Annotated in this window: 14 protein-coding genes; 2 read left to right on the top strand and 12 right to left on the bottom strand. The window is 68.0% G+C overall.

The annotated features are described in order from the left end of the window. Positions 1–167 precede the first annotated feature (167 nt). From ftsH to PVW49_RS06055, 12 genes are all read right to left on the bottom strand, one after another. Positions 168–2,081 (bottom strand): ATP-dependent zinc metalloprotease FtsH, encoded by a 1,914-nt coding sequence (gene ftsH / locus PVW49_RS06110; RefSeq protein WP_048529696.1) that lies wholly within the window; start codon positions 2,079–2,081, stop codon positions 168–170. 79 nt (positions 2,082–2,160) lie between these two features. After that, a complete protein-coding gene (gene tilS / locus PVW49_RS06105; protein WP_274590127.1) occupies positions 2,161–3,429 on the bottom strand; it encodes a tRNA lysidine(34) synthetase TilS in 1,269 nt (422 codons plus the stop codon). 106 nt (positions 3,430–3,535) lie between these two features. Next, positions 3,536–4,372, bottom strand: a complete 837-nt coding sequence (locus tag PVW49_RS06100; protein ID WP_274566181.1) for a tetratricopeptide repeat protein — start codon at positions 4,370–4,372, stop codon at positions 3,536–3,538. 43 nt (positions 4,373–4,415) lie between these two features. Further along, complete coding sequence (gene pal, locus PVW49_RS06095; protein WP_048529693.1) at positions 4,416–4,940, bottom strand: peptidoglycan-associated lipoprotein Pal; 525 nt, start codon at positions 4,938–4,940, stop codon at positions 4,416–4,418. Positions 4,941–5,038: 98 nt separating this feature from the next. Continuing rightward, positions 5,039–6,373 (bottom strand): Tol-Pal system beta propeller repeat protein TolB, encoded by a 1,335-nt coding sequence (tolB, locus tag PVW49_RS06090; protein WP_048529691.1) that lies wholly within the window; start codon positions 6,371–6,373, stop codon positions 5,039–5,041. Continuing rightward, a complete protein-coding gene (locus PVW49_RS06085; protein WP_274590126.1) occupies positions 6,370–7,602 on the bottom strand; it encodes a cell envelope biogenesis protein TolA in 1,233 nt (410 codons plus the stop codon). Before PVW49_RS06085 ends, tolB begins: the two co-directional genes overlap by 4 nt. A 12-nt stretch (positions 7,603–7,614) precedes the next feature. Beyond that, positions 7,615–8,091, bottom strand: coding sequence for a protein TolR (gene tolR, locus PVW49_RS06080; protein ID WP_048529689.1), 477 nt, complete (start codon positions 8,089–8,091; stop codon positions 7,615–7,617). Between the two features lie 3 nt (positions 8,092–8,094). Beyond that, positions 8,095–8,790: a protein TolQ gene (tolQ, locus tag PVW49_RS06075; RefSeq protein ID WP_048529687.1), complete on the bottom strand. Its 696-nt coding sequence runs from the start codon at positions 8,788–8,790 to the stop codon at positions 8,095–8,097. A gap of 172 nt (positions 8,791–8,962) precedes the next feature. Next, positions 8,963–12,364 (bottom strand): efflux RND transporter permease subunit, encoded by a 3,402-nt coding sequence (locus PVW49_RS06070; RefSeq protein WP_274590125.1) that lies wholly within the window; start codon positions 12,362–12,364, stop codon positions 8,963–8,965. A gap of 156 nt (positions 12,365–12,520) precedes the next feature. Further along, positions 12,521–13,978, bottom strand: coding sequence for an efflux RND transporter periplasmic adaptor subunit (locus tag PVW49_RS06065; RefSeq protein WP_274590124.1), 1,458 nt, complete (start codon positions 13,976–13,978; stop codon positions 12,521–12,523). A gap of 91 nt (positions 13,979–14,069) precedes the next feature. Further along, positions 14,070–14,612 (bottom strand): molybdenum cofactor biosynthesis protein B, encoded by a 543-nt coding sequence (gene moaB / locus PVW49_RS06060; RefSeq protein ID WP_274590123.1) that lies wholly within the window; start codon positions 14,610–14,612, stop codon positions 14,070–14,072. A 21-nt stretch (positions 14,613–14,633) separates the two neighbouring features. After that, complete coding sequence (locus tag PVW49_RS06055) at positions 14,634–15,398, bottom strand: uracil-DNA glycosylase (RefSeq protein WP_274590122.1); 765 nt, start codon at positions 15,396–15,398, stop codon at positions 14,634–14,636. Positions 15,399–15,565: 167 nt separating this feature from the next. Between PVW49_RS06055 and PVW49_RS06050 the strand changes: the two genes are divergently transcribed. Together PVW49_RS06050 and PVW49_RS06045 are read left to right on the top strand one after the other, a co-directional pair. Continuing rightward, a complete protein-coding gene (locus tag PVW49_RS06050) occupies positions 15,566–16,519 on the top strand; it encodes an aspartate carbamoyltransferase catalytic subunit (protein ID WP_074834263.1) in 954 nt (317 codons plus the stop codon). After that, a complete protein-coding gene (locus tag PVW49_RS06045) occupies positions 16,516–17,067 on the top strand; it encodes a hypothetical protein (protein WP_074834261.1) in 552 nt (183 codons plus the stop codon). The genes PVW49_RS06050 and PVW49_RS06045 overlap by 4 nt, the downstream gene beginning before the upstream one ends. Positions 17,068–17,217 lie beyond the last annotated feature (150 nt).

Below are 17,217 nucleotides of genomic sequence, written 5' to 3'. Positions count from 1 at the left end.
TCCCCGACAGCTCATCAAATGCGCCACCGCCCGACGTCCAGATGACCCGCCCCGGACCCCGCTCCGGGGCCTCCCCCTGCCCTGGCAACCGAAACGTCAGACCCCTCCGGAAAAACAAAACCCCCGCAGCATCGGCTGCGGGGGCGTCCTTGACTGATCTGCCGGGCTCAGGCCGTCGGTTCCGGCTCCATGTCCCCGGACGGCTTGGCCTTGGGCTTGGTCTTGGGGATCGCCGTGACCGAAGGCGCATTGCCCTGATCCGGCGTGTCGTCCTCATCCTCGCCCAGTTGCGGCGGCTCGCCCTTCATCACGCGGCGGATTTCCTCGCCGGTCAGCGTCTCGTATTCCAGCAGACCCTGCGCCAGCCGCTCCCATTCCTCTTTCTTCTCGGTCAGAATCTCGAAGGCACGGTCATAGGCGTCCTGGATAAAGCGCTTCACCTCGTCCTCGATCATCTCCTTGGTATGGGCCGAGACCGACAGGCCGGCGGTATTGCCGCTGTAGCCCTCATGCGCCTCAGAGTAGTCGATATTGCCCACCTTTTCCGACATGCCCCAGCGCAGCACCATGGCCCGCGCCAGCGCCGACGCCTGCTGAATGTCGCCCGCCGGCCCGTTCGAGACATTGGACTCGCCATATTTGATGATCTCGGCCGCCTTGCCGGCCATGGTCATTGCGAGCTTTTCCTCGCATTCCGACTTGTGCCAGTTCAGCCGGTCGATCTCGGGCAGCGACACCACCATGCCCAGCGCACCGCCGCGCGGAATGATCGTCGCCTTGTAGACCGGGTCGCATTGCGGCAGCGACAAGCCCACCACCGCGTGGCCGGCCTCGTGATAGGCGGTCTTTTCCTTCTGATCGTCGGTCAGCACCATCGAACGGCGCTCGGCGCCCATCATCACCTTGTCCTTGGCGTTCTCGAAGTCTTCCATCGTCACGAAACGCCGGCCGACGCGCGCCGCCATCAGCGCCGCCTCGTTCACCAGGTTGGCGAGGTCCGCACCGGAAAATCCCGGCGTGCCGCGCGCGATGATGCGCATGTCGGCGTCGGGGCCCAGCGGAATCTTGCGAGCGTGGACATTGAGGATCTTCTCGCGGCCCTTGATGTCGGGGTTGGGCACCGTCACCTGCCGGTCAAAGCGGCCGGGGCGCAGCAGCGCCGGGTCCAGCACGTCCTTGCGGTTGGTGGCGGCAATGATGATCACGCCTTCATTGGCCTCGAAGCCGTCCATCTCGACCAGCAGCTGGTTGAGCGTCTGCTCGCGCTCGTCGTTGCCGCCGCCATAGCCCGCACCACGATGACGGCCGACAGCGTCGATCTCGTCGATGAAGACGATGCAGGGCGCGTTCTTCTTGGCCTGTTCGAACATGTCACGGACGCGAGAAGCGCCGACACCGACGAACATCTCGACGAAATCCGAACCGGAAATTGTAAAGAACGGCACGCCGGCCTCGCCCGCGATCGCGCGCGCCAGGAGCGTCTTACCGGTGCCCGGAGGGCCCACCAGCAGCGCGCCTTTCGGGATCTTGCCGCCAAGGCGCGAGAATTTTTGCGGGTTGCGCAGGAATTCGACGATCTCTTCCAGCTCTTCCTTGGCCTCGTCGATCCCGGCCACATCGTCAAAGGTGACGCGGCCATGTTTCTCGGTCAGCATCTTGGCCTTGGATTTACCAAAGCCCATCGCGCCGCCTTTGCCGCCGCCCTGCATCCGGTTCATGAAATAGATCCAGACCCCGATCAGCAGCAGGAAGGGCAGCAGGCTCAGGATGAAGGACTGAAAGCCCGATTGCTCCTGCGATTCGGCATTCACCGCCACGCCGTTGTCGATCAGAACCTGGGTGACTTCGGCATCCTCGGGCTTGATGGTCACGTAATCGCGCCCGTCCTTGCCCCGATAGCGGATCGTCTCGCCATCGATCACAGCCGAGGAGACCTTGTCCTCCTCCACCAGTTGCACAAAGTCCGAATACGGCGTGCTCTGGCTTTGCAGCGTGCTGCCACCGCCGGAAAAGAGATTGAAGAGCGTCAGGATCAATACGAAGAGTACGACCCAGAAGGCGATGTTACGCAGGTTGCCCAAGAAAGTTCTCCCGAAGATTGGGTGTGGCCCGCTCTATAGCGTGCCCTTGTGGTGAAAAATAGGGGTTTGTGCGGCACATTCAATGCGTCGTGAGGAAAGCGGCAAAGCCATGCTGCCCGGTCAGGCGGCAGATGTCGTATTCGGGGCCAAAGCCGGCCGGGAGAAAGGCCACCAGCCGGTCGCCATCAAAGACCGCAGGGTGCGCGATCAGGCTCTGATAAGGCAGGCCCTCGGGCCGCGCCGGCAGCTGCGCGGCGCCGGCCTCGCCCAGGGCGCGCACCGTCAGCCCGGCAATCGCCGCGCCGCCCAGCTGGAACCGTCCGTCCCAGGGCGCCCCCACCGGCGCCCGGGTTTCGGCCACCGCGGCATATTCGCGACAGAGGCGAATCTCGGCCCGCTCGGCCCGCATCAGGCAGCCGTGCAGGCTGGCGCTGCCGCCCGACAGCACCCGGTCGGCGGCCGCCGCCAGTGCGCGGGCGCGCGGCCGGTAGACCCGCCCCGAGACATATTGCAGCCCGCCCGCCAGGAGCCGCAGCCGGGTCTCCGCCTCCAGCGCCGCCAGAGCGTCGCGATCCATGAGCAGATCGCCATGCTGCACGCGCACCGCGCGCGTCGCGGCCTCGGCCGCCCGTGCCCGCAGCGCCGCCTGCGCCCGTGCCATCCGGCCCGCGGTCTCCGCCAGGGCCGCTGCGTCGATCCCGAGCGGCGCCAGAATCTCCAGCGCCTGGCGCATGCGCACCCGGTCGAACCGCGGGTCGGCATTCGACGGATCCTCGACCCAGGCCCCCTTGAGCACCGTCAGATAATGCCGCAACTCCGCCCGCCGCACCGTCAGCAAGGGCCGCATCAGCCAAAAGCCGCCATCCTCGGTCGCCTGCGGCACGAAGCGGCGATCCGCCATGCCCGCCAGCCCGTCGACCCCGGAGCCGCGCGCCAGCCGCATCAGAACGGTCTCGGCCTGATCGTCCAGCGTATGCGCCATCAGCACATGCCGCAGCCCGCCGCGCCACCGGCCGATCAGCCGCAGCCGCGCCGTCCGGGCCGCTTCCTGAAGGTTGCCGCTGCCGTCCCAGCCCTGCCAGCGCAGCACGTCATGGCGATGTCCCAACGCCGCGCATTCCGCCGCCACCAGCGCGGCCTCGGCGCCGCTCTCCGGCCGCAGCCCGTGGTCCACGGTCACCACCCGCAGGCCGACACCCATGTGCCGCGTCCAGTTGTGCGCCAGGGTCAGCAGCGCCATACTGTCGCCGCCGCCGGACACCGCCAGCCCGATCTCATCCGGGAACTCCGGCCCCAGAAGATCGCCCATCACCCCGGAAAAATGGCTGTCGAGACTGAAAGAGGTCATCCGGCGCGCCGCGCCCCCTGCTTCTTCTGGCCCAAAATATTCCCGGGGGAGTCGCCGGAGGCGACGGGGGCAGAGCCCCCTCTCCCTTCGGCCCGGGCCGCCCCGGTCAGGAACAGCCCAGCCGGCCCATCTCGGTCTGCGCCTCGGTCAGCTCGGTCGCCGAAGGAAACCGCGGCGCGATCTCGGCCAGCATCTGACAGGCGGCGTCGTTCTGGCCCAGCGAGGCCAGCGCCCGGCCCAGGTTCAGCAGCGCCGGCGCCGCCGTGGCCTGAGCGTCGCGGGCCAGCGAATAGGCGTCGAGATAGGCCCGGGCCGCCTCCTTGGTATTGCCCATCTTCTCCAGCGCCTCGCCGCGTCCGAGCAAGGCGCCGGGGCCCAGCGGCCCGCCGGGATAAGTCTCGTTGAAGGTGCCGAAAAGCTCGGCGGCGCGCTGATAATCGCCGGCGGCCAGCGCCTCTTCGGCGCGGCGGAAATCCTCTTCCTCGCTCATCGCCAGCGCCGGGCCCTCGCCTTCGGGCGGCGCGATCGGCTGCGGCGCGGCCGGTGTCGCCACCTCCTCGCCGCCCAGAGTCGAGGTCTCGCCCAGGGCGCCCACGTCGCCGCCTTCCAGCTCGACCAGCCGGAACTCGAGATCGCCGATCCGGTTGGTGCCGTCGGTCACGATCCGGTCGATGCGATATTCCAGCTCCTCGGTCTTGCCGGTGAGCCGCGACAGCTCGGCCTCGATCACCTGCACCCGGTCGAGCAGCGTGCCGCTGCCGGCCGAGACATCCGAGCCGCCAGTGGTCGACAGCTCGCGCCGCAGGCGTTTCACCTCGATGTTCAGAAGCGTCAGATCCTGCCGGATATCGGCCAGCGTCTCGGCCCTGTCCTGCGCCGCCGCCGACAGCGGCAGCGCCAGGCCCAGCCCGAAGATCACAACAAATCGCACCAGAAGTCGCATCGTCCTCTCCTGCCCCGGGGGGCCTTGTCCCAGCGTGCCGGCTTCAGCTGACCGCGCTGCCGGCAATCACCGTCACCGCGCGGCGGTTCTTGGCATAACAGCTTTCATCCGAACAGATCTCGATCGGGCGTTCCTTGCCGTAGCTGACAAACCGCAGCCGGCTGGCCGGCACGCCCCGGGAGATCAGGTACTCGCGCACCGCATTGGCCCGGCGGCCGCCGAGCGCGAGGTTGTATTCGCGGGTGCCCTGCTCGTCGGCATGACCCTCGATCACCGCCTGATAATCGCTGTTGGTCAGCAGCCATTCGGCCTGCTGGTCCAGCGTCGCCTGCGCCTCGGCGGTCAGCGACGACTGATCGACGAGAAACAGCACCCGGTCGCCGATCGCCTGCTGGAAATAGGCCGGGCTCGAGGGATCGCCGGCGCCACCGGGCACAAAACCCGCTCCGGCGCCCGCACCGGCGCTGCCGTCGAGCCGCGGATCGTCCTGACCGAAGCGGCCGGCATTGGTACAGGCCGAAACGGCCAAAGCGCCCACGAGAAGCGCGATCTTGGTGAGATGTGTCATAATTCCTGTCCTGCTCCGTGGCATTTCGCCATTGTTGCCTGCGAGCCTAACATATGCCTGCCCGCCTTGACATCCTAATTGCCGATCCCGCGACCGGCCTATTGCAACGGCCCCCAGCTCGGGTCCGAGGCCGCATCGGGGGTGCGCACCCGCCGCAGGCTGCGCCCCGAGACATCGACCGAATAGAGGCTGGCCTGCCCGCTGGCGCCCTGGGTTTCGCGGGTGAACATGATCACCCGGCCATTGGGCGCCCAGGTCGGGCCCTCGTCAAGAAACGAGGCGGTGAGCAGCCGCTCTTCGCTGCCGTCGGTGCGCATCACGCCGATATGGAACCGGCCCTTGTGCTGTTTGGTAAAGGCGATCAGGTCGCCGCGTGGCGACCAGACCGGCGTGCCATAGCGGCCGGGCCCGAAGGAGATGCGCTCGGCCTCGCCGCCGCCGGCCGGCATGATGTAGAGCTGCTGGCTGCCCGAGCGGTCGCTTTCAAACACGATTCGGCTGCCGTCGGGGCTATAGGACGGCGCGGTCTCGATCGCCGGAGTGTTGGTCAGCCGCGTGGTCGCGCCCGAGGCCAGGTCCATGGTGAAAATATCGGTGTTCGAGCCTTCCGAGATTGAAAACACCGCCGTCTGCCCGTTCGGCGCAAAGCGCGGCGCAAAGGACATCACCCCGGTCTGGCTCTCGAGGATGCGGCTCTGGGTGTTGCCGACATCGAGTACATGGATGCGCGGAAAGCCGGTGGCGTAGGAGGTATAGAGCACCCGGTCGCCGGTGGGCGAGAACCGCGGCGCCAGCACGATTGACGAACTGTCGGTCAGGTACTGCACGTTGGCCCCGTCGTAATCCATGATCGCCAGCCGCTTCTTGCGGTCGTCCTTGGGGCCGGTTTCGCTGACATAGACCACGCGGCTGTCGAAATAGCCGCTCTCGCCGGTGATCCGGCTGTAGACCGCATCGGCCACCTTGTGCGCCATGCGCCGCCAGCCTTCTGTGGTGCCCTGGAATTGCAGGCCCTTGCCCAGCTCCTGGCCGGAAAACACGTCATAGACCCGGAATTTCACCGTCAGCTGGCCATTGTCGGCGACCGAGACCGCCCCCATGATCAGCGCCTGGACATTGATCGCCTTCCAGTCGTTGTATTGCACCGGTGCGGCAAAGCTGGTGGGGCGCGAGATGAAGGCATCCTGCGGTGTCTGGATGAACAGCCCGGTGCCGTTGAGGTCGTCGGCCACCACCTGCGCCAGCTTGCCGCCCCATTCGCCGGCGGCGGCGGTTTCGGGGATGAAATCGGGCACGGCAAAGGGCAAGGGTTCGACAACCCCCTCGGTGATCTCGATCCGCAGCGGCGCGGCCTGGGCCGGCAGGGCCAACAGCAGGGCCAGCGCGGCGGTCAAGGCGGTCAGGACCTGGGTCACTCGGTGGTTTACACTCATCTGCTTACCTTCTCGGGATTAAAGGTCATCTCGATTTGCCGCCATTGGTCGTATTTGTCGACCGGCAGTTCATAGCCGTCCTTCTGACAGCGGATAATCGCGCGTCTGGCGGCCTGAAAGGCCACTTCAGTGGCCCGTGTGTCACCGCCTTCGCTGCCGGTCAGCCGGATCGAGCTGGTGATGACGCGGCCGGATTGCTCCATCTCCATCGAGACCACCACCGTCACCCGGGCGGCGGCAGAGCCGACATCCACGACCCAGCAATCCTGCACCGCCAGGCGCAGGTTCTCGCGCTCGCCGGCGGTGAGCGGCGGGCCGCTGGCGGCCGTGGGCGCCGGTGCCGCCGTGTCGCCGCCGCCCAGCGCCTCGGCCAGAGCATCGGCCACCGCATCGGCGGTGCCGTCGGCGGCGGGCGCCGGATCGTCGGCGGGTGCCGGGGCCTGCCGCGGCGTTTCCGGGCTTTCCTGCGGCGCTTCGGCCACGGTCGGCGGCGCCGGCGGGCGGCCCCGCGGACGCACCGAGCGTTCGGGGGCGCCCGAAGGCGCCTCGGCGGCCTCGGTGACAATCTCGCTGGTGGCCTCCTCCTCGGCGGTGGCCTCCTGTTCTTCCTGCGGCTCCGGCGTCGGGCTGTCCTCTTCGGCCACCACCGCATCCCGGGTGGTGTCCTCGATCGCGACCTCGGGCTCCGGCGGCGCCACCGGTTCCGGCGCGACGCGCGGCGCCGGCCGGGGCTGCGGCCGTTGCGAGACCTCGGGCAGCACCACGGCCACATCCTCGTCGGCCGGCGGCGCCGGTTCAGGCGGCGGAATGTCGTCTGGTTCGCTCAGCACCGGCGCCGGCGGCTCGGGCACGTCAGGCAGGGTCTCCGGCGCGGGGGCCGGCGGCTCTTCGACCGGCTCCGGCGGCGTCACCGGGGCCGGCGGTTCCTCGACCGGGGCCGGCGGCGGCGTATCCTCGGCGGCGGGCGGCGCGGGTTCTTCCGGCGCGTCGGGCACCGCGGGGGCAACCTCGGGCGTGGCGTCTTCCGGCGTGTCCTGCCCGGTCAGCGCGGCGTAGTCCGCTTCGCTGATGGTGGTCACGCTGGTCACGTCGAAGGGCAGCGGCTCGACCTCGAACAACGGCCCGATCAGCAGCCAGCCGATCAGCCCGACATGCGCCGCACCCGACACGTAAAAGCCGAAGTGAAGCCTGCGGCGGCCCGCTTCGGGGATATCCTGATCAGCGCTCACGGCGAACCCGGCCTAGCCTTCATCCTGCCCGTCGAGCCGTGGCCCGCCGGTATCGGTCACCAGCCCGATGTTGGAAAAGCCGCCGGCATTGAGCGCCCCCATGACTTCCATCACCTGGGCATAGGGCACCGCCCCGTCGGCGCGCAGGAACACCCGGTCGCTGGTCCGCTCCTGGGCGATGGCGCGCAGCTTGCCGACCAGTTCGTCCGAGGGCGTCTCGGTGGTCTGGATCATGATGCCGCCCTCGGCGGTCAGTGTCACGGTCAGCGGCTCTTCCGAATCCGCCGCCAGGGCGCTCGCCGCGCTCTTGGGCAGCTCGACCGGCACGCCCACGGTCAACAGCGGCGCCGAGACCATGAAGATGATCAGCAGCACCAGCATCACGTCGACAAAGGGCGTGACGTTGATTTCGGACATCGGCTTGGCCCCGCCCCTGCGCCGTCTGCGGCCCGAGCCGCCACCGCCCGGTTTGACGATATGCGCGCCCATGGCCTAGCTGTCCAACTGGCGGCTGAGGATGGTGGCGAATTCGTCGGCAAAGCTTTCGTAGCCCGACAGGATCCGGTCCGCATCCGCGCTCAGCTTGTTGTAGAAGATCACCGCCGGGATCGCCGCCAGAAGCCCCAGCCCGGTGGCCAGCAGCGCCTCGGCGATGCCGGGGGCCACGACGGCGAGCGAGGTATTCTGCTGCTCGGCGATCTCGACAAAGGCGTTCATGATGCCCCAGACGGTGCCGAAGAGGCCGACGAAAGGCGCGGTCGAGCCGACGGTGGCCAGCACCGAAAGGCCGTTCTGCAACTCGTCGCTGACCTGGGCGATGGCGACATTCATCGAGCGGTCGATGCGGGCCTGGGCGCCGGGGATCAGCCCGCCGTCCTCGCGGTGCGAGCGGCGCCATTCCAGCATGCCGGCGGCAAACACCCGCTGGGCGCGCCCCTTGGGCCCCGGCCCCATCTGCTCGAACAGCTCGTCGAGCGGCTCGCCGGACCAGAAGGCGCGGTCAAAGCGGCGCGCCTCGCGCTTGGCGCGGCGATAGGTGGCCAGATTGTAGACGATGATCGCCCACGACCAGAAGCTTGCCACGATCAGCGCGATCATCACCAGCTTCACGGTCAGGGTCGCACGGGCGAAAAGGCCCCACATGGAGAAATCGATCTCCTGTGCGAGCGCGAGGGTCTCTGTTTCCATCAGCCTGCTCTTTGTTATGGCCGTTTCTCTGCGGCCCAATTGAGCGCGAGCGTAGCCGAAAGAAAGGGGGAAAGCCAACACGAAGGCGTCAGCAGAGGGGCATTGTCATGGGAATGTCGTGCCGGCTGGCGGATATTTGCCAAGCCGCTGTAACATCCCCCGGGCGCCGTGATCAGGCCGCGCCGCGCCGCCTCCGGGCCAGTGTCAGCGAGAGCGCGGCCAGCGCATAGGCGACAAGCGCCAGCAACGCCGCCCCCGCCAGATAGAGCACGAATGCCGCGCCCAGCCCCTGCCCAAGCGCCTCCGGCACGAGCGTCGCCAGCGCCTCGGGCAGCGCGCCGGTGACCACCACCGCGCCCATGGTCGCCGCCAGCCAGCCGAGGACCGCCAGCGTCGCCAGCACGAGCAGCGCCCGGATCGGCGCCGCGCGGAACCGCCAGCCGCGCCGCAGGGTGGCATGGATCCGCCCAAGGTCCTGCTGGATGGCAATCAGCGCCGGCACCACCAGCAACACAAGTCCCATGCCGAAGCCCAGGCCATAGACCAGGGTGATCACCGTCGGCTTGAGGAATTGCGCCTGCGAGGATTTCTCGAACAACAGCGGCGCCAGCCCCAGCACCGTGGTCAGCGTGGTCAGCATCACCGGCCGCAGCCGGTCGGCGGCGCCTTCGATGATCGAGGGCACGAGGCCCCGGTCCCTGGCGTAGTCATCGATGGTCGAGACCAGAACGATCGAATCGTTGATGATGATCCCGGTCATCCCCAGCATTCCGACCACGGTGAACATGCTCAGCGGCACGTCCCAGTAATTGTGGCCATAGATCGTGCCGACCAGACCGAAGGGAATGATCGACATCACCACCAGCGGCCGGGTCCAGCTGGCAAAGACCCAGGACAACACGAGATAGATGCCCAGCAGCACGAGGATCAGCCCGGTGCGGGCATCGTTGAGAAAGTCGTTCTCCTGCTCGGACAGACCGGAGAGCCGGTAATCCACCTGCCGCTCTTCGGCGATCTTCGGCAGGATCTCGGCCTCGAGCACCTCCTGGATCTCCTGTGCCCGCGCCGGATCATCCTCGGAGATATCGCCGGTGACCGAAATCAGCCTGATGCCGTTCTCGCGCCACACGGTGGAAAAGCCGGTGCGCCGCGCGACGCTGACGATATCGGCCAGCGGCACATAGGCGCCCGAGGCCGCACGGAGCTGGGTGCGTTCAAGGAAATCGGCGGTCAGTTCGCCCTCGGGCAGTTCCACCCGGATCGCGGCGCTGCGCGGCCCGTCGGGATAGGTCGCCGCCTCGATGCCGCCCAGCCGGTGGCGCAGCACCGTGCCCAGCCCGTCGATGGTAAAACCCAGCGCCTGACCCTGGGCGGTCAGCTCGAGGATCAGCTCTTCCTTGTCATAGGCCAGGTTGTCCTCGACCGCCGAAACCTCGGGGAAGCGCGCCAGCGCCGCCTTAAGGTCTTCCGAGGCGCCCTTGAGCACCTCGGAGGAGGCACCATAGAACTGCACGTCGAGCGCGTCGCCACCGGGGCCCGAGCGCCAGCCGCGAAAGCTCACGGTTTCCAGCATCGGATGGCGGCCCACGGCGTCTTGCAGCGCGGCTACGAACTGAAAGCTGGAATAGGGCCGGAGGTCGGGATCGATCAGCTCGATCGAGATCGCGCCGAGCTGATAGCTCTCCTTGGTGTCGGTGCCGGCCAGGCCGCGGCCGGCGTTGCCGCCGATCTCGGCGATGACATAATCGATCGGGTTGCGGCCATGTTCGGCCTCGTATTCCGCGCCCAGCGCCTCGGTGGCGCGCTGCATCTCGCGCATCATTTCCAGCGTGTCTTCGCGGGTGGCGCCCGGCGCCATGGCGAAATTGCCGGTAACCGAGCTCCGCTCGGGCGCGTTGAAGAAGCGCCATTGCACCTCGCCCCGGATGAAGAGCGCCACCTGGCTGGCCAGAAGCACCACCGCACCGGCGAGCACCGCGTAGCGCGCCCAGACGACGACGGCCATGATCCGGCGGAAGATCACGTCGCGCACCCAGCGAAAGCCGCGATTGACCTGGCGCGACGGCCAGTCGTACCAATGCTCCTTCGACTGGTGCACCAGCGCATGTGCCATGTGGTTGGGCAGGATCAGGAAACATTCCACCAACGAGGCCAGCAGCACCACGATCACGGTAAAGGGAATGTCGGAGATCAGGTCGCCGAAGCGGCCCGAGATGGCGGTGAGCCCGAAAAACGCGATCACCGTGGTCAGCGTCGAGGCAAAGACCGGCATCGCCATGCGCCGGGCGGCATTCTCTGCCGCCTCGACCGGGCTTTCGCCCAGCCGGCGATAGCGGAAATCGGCATGTTCGCCCACGACAATGGCATCGTCGACCACGATGCCCAGCGTGATGATCAACGCAAAGAGCGAGATCATGTTGAGCGTCAGCCCGGCCAGGAACATCAGGGCGATGGTCGCCGCCATCGCCACCGGAATGCCCGCCGCCACCCAAAAGGCGATGCGGGCATTCAGAAAGAGAAACAACAGCGCCAGCACCAGCGCCAGCCCCATCGACCCGTTGTCGAGCAGGATGTCGAGCCGCCCGGTGATCGCCTCGGCGCGGGTGCGGATCAGGTCGATCCGGGTGCCTGCGGGCAGCGTCGCCTCGAGCGCTTCGGCCACCTCTTCCACGGTGTCCTGAATCTCGATGGCGTCGCCTTGATTGGAGCGGTCGACGCGCACCGAAATGGCCGGGTTCTCGCCGACGAAATAGCTCCGATCGCGGTCGATGCCCTCAACCCGGACCCTGGCGACATCCCCGATGGTAAGCTTGGAGCCGTCATCGTTCGAGCGCAGGGCAATGGCCTCGATCTGATCGGCCGACCGTTTCTCGACGCCGGTGCGCACCCGAGTATTGGCGCTGGTGACATCGCCGGCCGGATCGGCATCGACCTCGGCGGCGATGGCATCGGCGATCTGGCGCATGGTGACGTCATGCCGGATCAGCGCCACCGAAGGCACCTCGACAATGGTCTGCGGCGCGGCGAGGCCCCGGATGGTCGCGCGGGTGACGCCCTCGGCAAAAAGCCGCACCACCATTTCATCTGCGAAGCGGGCCAGCTGATCGACACCCACCGGGCCGGTGATCACCACGTCGGTCACCCGGTCCCGCCAGCCACCCCGCCGGACGCTGGGATCATCGGCCTCCTCCGGCAGGTTCGAGACCGCATCGACCGCCGCCTGCACATCGTCGCCGGCGCGGGCCATGTCCCAGCCCGGTTCGAATTCGAGATCGATCGCGGCGCGGCCCTCGCGCGAGGTGGATTGCGCGCTCTCGACACCTTCGACGGCCAGCAGCGCCGGCTCAAGGATCTGCACGATGGCGGCGTCGACATCCTCGGCCCCCGCCCCGTCCCAGTTCACCGAGACCGAAACCTCGTCGATGATGACATCGGGAAAGAATTGCGCCCGCATGTTGGGCGCCGCCAGGAGGCCGGCGGCAACCAGAAGGACAAGCAGCAGGTTGGCCAGCGTGCGGTGGCGGGTGAAATAGCTGAGAATGCCGCCCGGGCCTGGCGGAAGATCGCGGGTCATGCTGGTATCCTCCGCGCGAAATCGCGGCCGCAGGCCACCGCACGATCGTCATGCCAGAGGCAGGCCTTCGGCATGACCCGCCCCCCGGGGCGGCGATGTGGCTCGGCGGGGCGTTGCATGGCGCTGTTGCGGCGGCTGGCATCCCGTATCATTGCCTCAACCCCCCATCCGTTCCTCGATCCGTCGCACCACCTGCGCCGGCACCTTCTCCTGCTCGAGCTGCGCGAGGATGCGCGCCTTGGCTTCGTCCGGCATCCGCGCATTGGCCTCGACAAAGGCGCGGATCTTCGCCCGCCGCTCGGCGCTCAGCTCCAGCATCTCGGGCTCCTCGGGCGCGGCCGCCGCGCCCGGCCGCAAGGCCCGCACCTTGATCCCGGCACCGAGCAGCGGCGTGCGCTCCGCCACCACGCTGCGCCCCGCCAGATCGGGCGCGCGCACCAGAACGTCATCGCCCTGGCGCCGCAGAAGGGTGACCGGCCGCTCTTCCAGCCGCTGCTCGGCGTCCAGCACCAGCACCCGGCCACCGGCATCCAGCGCCGAAGACGGCAGCCGCACCACCCGCTCCAATGGCGGTTCCTCGATCTCGACGGTGACGAAATCGCCGGGCTTCAGCCCGCGCGGCGCCTCCAGCCGGGCAAACAGCAGCCGGCCGGTCTGGCCTTCGCCGACGGCGGCGCTGTCGCGCACCAGCACGCCCTCGCTGACCAGCCCGGTGCCCAGCACATCCAGCGTCACCCGGACCGGGGCGCGCGCCAGGGCGCCGCTGCCGTCCAGCAACCGGGCATATTGCGCGGTCGAGACCCGGAACGACACCTCGAGCGCCGCCGGATCGACCAGCCGCGCCAGTTGCTCGTTGTTCGACACCAGCCGGCCCAGCGTGGCGTTCACATCGGCCAGCGTGCCGGCGAAACGCGCCACGATCCGGGTGTCGTCTAGCCGCCGCTGCGCCTCGGCCAGGGCGATCTCGGCGCGTTGCAGCGCAGTGGCGGCCTGGCTGACACGGCTTTCGGCCTGGGCCACCGCCTGGCGCCGGGTGAGCACCGATTGCCGCGCCGACGAGGCCGCCAATTCGGCGGTCTCGACGCTGGCCGCGGTGCCGACGCCACGGCTCAGCAGGTCGCGCTGCCGATCATAGGCCTTTTCGCGCAACGCCGCCTGTTCCTCGGCCGAGTGCAGCTCGTCCCGCGCCAACAGCAGCGCAGCCTCGGCCTCGGCCTGTTCGGCCCGGGCATCGAGAATGTCGGATTGCACCCGGCTCAGCGCCAGTTCGGCATCGCCGGGATCGATCTGCACCAGCAATTCGCCCGCGCGCACCTGGCCGCCTTCCTCGAAGGTCTCGGCCAGTTCGACGATCTTGCCGGCGCTGGCGGCACGCACCTCGAGCGCACGGCGGCTCTGCACCTCGCCAAAGGCGGTGAGCACCGGGGTCACGGTCTGCGGTGCGGCCTCGACCACATTGACGGCAAACACCCGTTCGCGCGCCTCCGGCACCCGCCGCTCCTGGCTCATCCGCGCCTCGACGGCCTCGCGCACCAGCAGGCCGGCATAGACCAGAAGGCCCAGCGTCAGCGACAGCAGAAACAGACCGGTCAGGCTCTGGCGTAGGAACCGCATGCGCGACATCCCCTGATCGTTGAACACAAGTCGCCGGCGGCGTTCCGGCGCCGCCGGACGCACCGCTTCGGCAGTGATACGGACTTATCCGCTATTTCCGTCGCTGATGCTCGGTCAATCGCGGCAAAATCTCGACAAAGTTACAGGGACGGTGCCGGTAATCGAGCTGATAGGCCAGAATTTCATCCCAGGCGTCCTTGCAGGCCCCCGGAGAGCCGGGCAGCGCAAACATGTAGGTTCCGTTCGCCACCCCGCCGGTGGCGCGGCTCTGCACGGCGGAGGTGCCGATCTTGGCCATCGAGACATGGGTGAAGACCGTGCCGAAAGCCTCGATCTCCTTTTCATAGACATCGCGGTGTGCCTCGACCGTCACGTCGCGCCCGGTCAGCCCGGTGCCGCCGGTGGTGATCACCACATCGACCTCTGCATCTCGGCTCCAGTCGCGCAGCAGCGCCGCGATCTCCGCCCGTTCATCCGGCAGGATCCTGCGACAGGCCACCACATGCCCCGCCGCCTCGATCCGGGCGGCAAGGACATCGCCGGAGCGGTCCTCGGTCAGCGAGCGGCTGTCGCTCACCGTCAGGACGGCGATGCGGACGGGAATGAAGTCTCGGCTGTCGTCGATGGGGCGCATGGGGTCTCGCAGGTCTTTGGCTCAGCCGAGGCGGGCCTTGAGGGACAGAAGATCGGCCCAGGCCTCGCGCTTGAGATGCGGCTGGCGCAGCAGATAGGCCGGGTGGAACATCGGCAGGGCGGGCGTGTCATAGGCTTCGGCCCAGCTGCCGCGCAGCCGGGTGATGCCGCGTTTGCCCAGGCCCGCGTCACAGGAGATATTGCCCATCAGCACCAGAAATTCGGGCTGCGCCAGCGCCACGTGCCGCGCCACGAAGGGCCGCATCATGGCTATCTCGGCAGGCAGGGGATCGCGGTTCTGCGGCGGCCGCCAGGGCAATACATTGGTGATATAGACCGAACTGTCGCGGCTCAGCCCGATGGCGGCCAGCATCCGGTCGAGAAACTGCCCGGCGCGGCCGACAAATGGCTTGCCCTGCCGGTCCTCGTCGCGGCCCGGCGCCTCGCCCACGATCATCACCCGCGCCCCCGGCACACCGTCGGAAAACACCAGATTGCGCGCGCCGCGTTTGAGATCGCAATGGTCAAAGGCCGCCATCGCCGCCTGAAGCCCGGCCAGATCCTGCGCGGCCGCCGCCATCCGCTGCGCCTCGGCCACCGGATCGGCCCGGACCGGCGCCGCGAGCTGTGCCGGCGCGGCGCCAGCGACTGCGGCCCGCTTGGGCTGCGCGGGCGCGGCGGGCACGGCATAGCGGTCGACTGGCTCCTCGCCGATGGTGTCGAGCACCCCGGCCTCGATCTGCCAGTCCAGCGCCGCCCGCAGGCTCATGTGTTCGAAATAATCCATCACCGCGATCCTATCCCGCCCGGCCCCCGAATGAAAACGTCCGAATAAACCCGCCCCTGCTTCTTCTCTTTGACAAATACGCAATTCCGACGCCAGCCCAAGGCGCCCCCATTGAACGCATCCGCCCCCGCTCCTATAACCGCAGCCAACCCGAACCGGAGCAGGTCATGACCTTTACCCAGCGCCATCTTCTCGGCATCGAGCCGCTCCACCCGTCCGAGATCACCACGCTCCTCGATCTGGCCGACGATTATGTCCGGCTCAATCGCGGCAAACGGCACGGCGACGCCCTGGCCGGGCGCAGCCAGATCAACATGTTCTTCGAGAATTCCACCCGCACCCAGGCCTCTTTCGAACTGGCCGGTCAGAGGCTTGGCGCCGATGTGATGAACATGGCGATGCAGGCCTCGTCGATCAAGAAGGGCGAGACGCTGATCGACACCGCGCTGACGCTGAACGCCATGCATCCCGACCTTCTGGTGGTGCGCCATCCGCATTCCGGCGCGGTGGACCTGCTGGCGCAGAAGGTCAATTGCGCGGTGCTCAACGCCGGCGACGGGCGGCACGAACACCCGACGCAGGCGCTCCTGGACGCGCTGACCATCCGCCGGGCCAAGGGCCGGCTGCACCGGCTCAATATCGCGATCTGCGGCGACATCGCGCATTCCCGCGTCGCGCGCTCCAACATCCTGCTGCTCGGCAAGATGGAAAACCGCGTGCGTCTGGTGGGGCCGCCGACCCTGCTGCCCGCCGGCATCGCCGACTTCGGCGTCGAGGTCCATGACGACATGCGCGAAGGTCTCAGGGATGTCGATGTGGTGATGATGCTGCGGCTTCAGAAAGAGCGGATGGACGGCGGTTTCATCCCTTCCGAGCGGGAATATTACCACCGATACGGGCTCGATGCCGAAAAGCTGAGCCATGCGAAACCCGACGCCATCGTCATGCACCCCGGCCCGATGAACCGCGGCGTCGAGATCGACGGCGAGATCGCCGATGACATCAACCGCTCGGTCATTCAGGAACAGGTCGAGATGGGCGTGGCCGTGCGCATGGCGGCGATGGACCTGCTGGTCCGCAACAGGACGGCCACCACCACGACAGAAGGGATCATGGCATGAGCGACGTCCTCGAAATACCCTCGGACGAACACGGTCTGGTGCGGGTCTTTACCGTCGATCTGCCGCTCGACGAGGCGCAGATCCTGCTTGATGACGAGGCCCGCGCGCTCCAGCAGAAGACCGGCGCCATCGCGCTCGATCCCGACCATATCGATCTGTTCGACATGAACGACCTCTCCGGCCTGCCGCTGGCCGATTACCTGGCCGAGGGCCATGGCATCCCCGACGAGGAACTGGCGCCGATCCGCGCCCAGCTCGAACGGGTCAAGGGGCGGGTGATGGTGATGCGCTCGGCCGCCTTCGAACGGATCGGCCAGCAGTTGCGCGTCACCCATCCGCTGCGCTGGATCGCCACCTTCGGCGAGGCGCGCGACCCGGTACCGCTGGAAAAACCCCGCGCCGAGAGCGCCAGGCCGCCGGAACCGGAGGCCCCGCCGGCCGCTCCGCCGCCGCCCGCCGCCGCGGCGCGGATGATGCGGCCCGGCCTGATCATCGGCCTCGTGGTGACGATGGCGGTGCTGGGCGTGGTGCTCTGGGCGCTGGCCTGACAGCCGCTTGGCGGCGCAGCAAATGACACGCATGCAAAGGATGCCTGATGCAGGAACCCAAGGACCCCAAGATGTCGGGCCGCGTCGCCACGGTGGCGCTTCTGGTGATGTTTGCGCTGGTCGGCGTGATGATCTGGATCGCGGGGTGAG

Origin of the sequence: Marinovum sp. PR37, assembly GCF_028807375.1 — a bacterium.
Taxonomy (GTDB): Bacteria; Pseudomonadota; Alphaproteobacteria; order Rhodobacterales; family Rhodobacteraceae; genus Marinovum; species Marinovum algicola.
The sequence above is the reverse complement of the archived record's forward strand: the minus strand, read 5'-3'. Positions and strand labels throughout refer to the sequence as shown.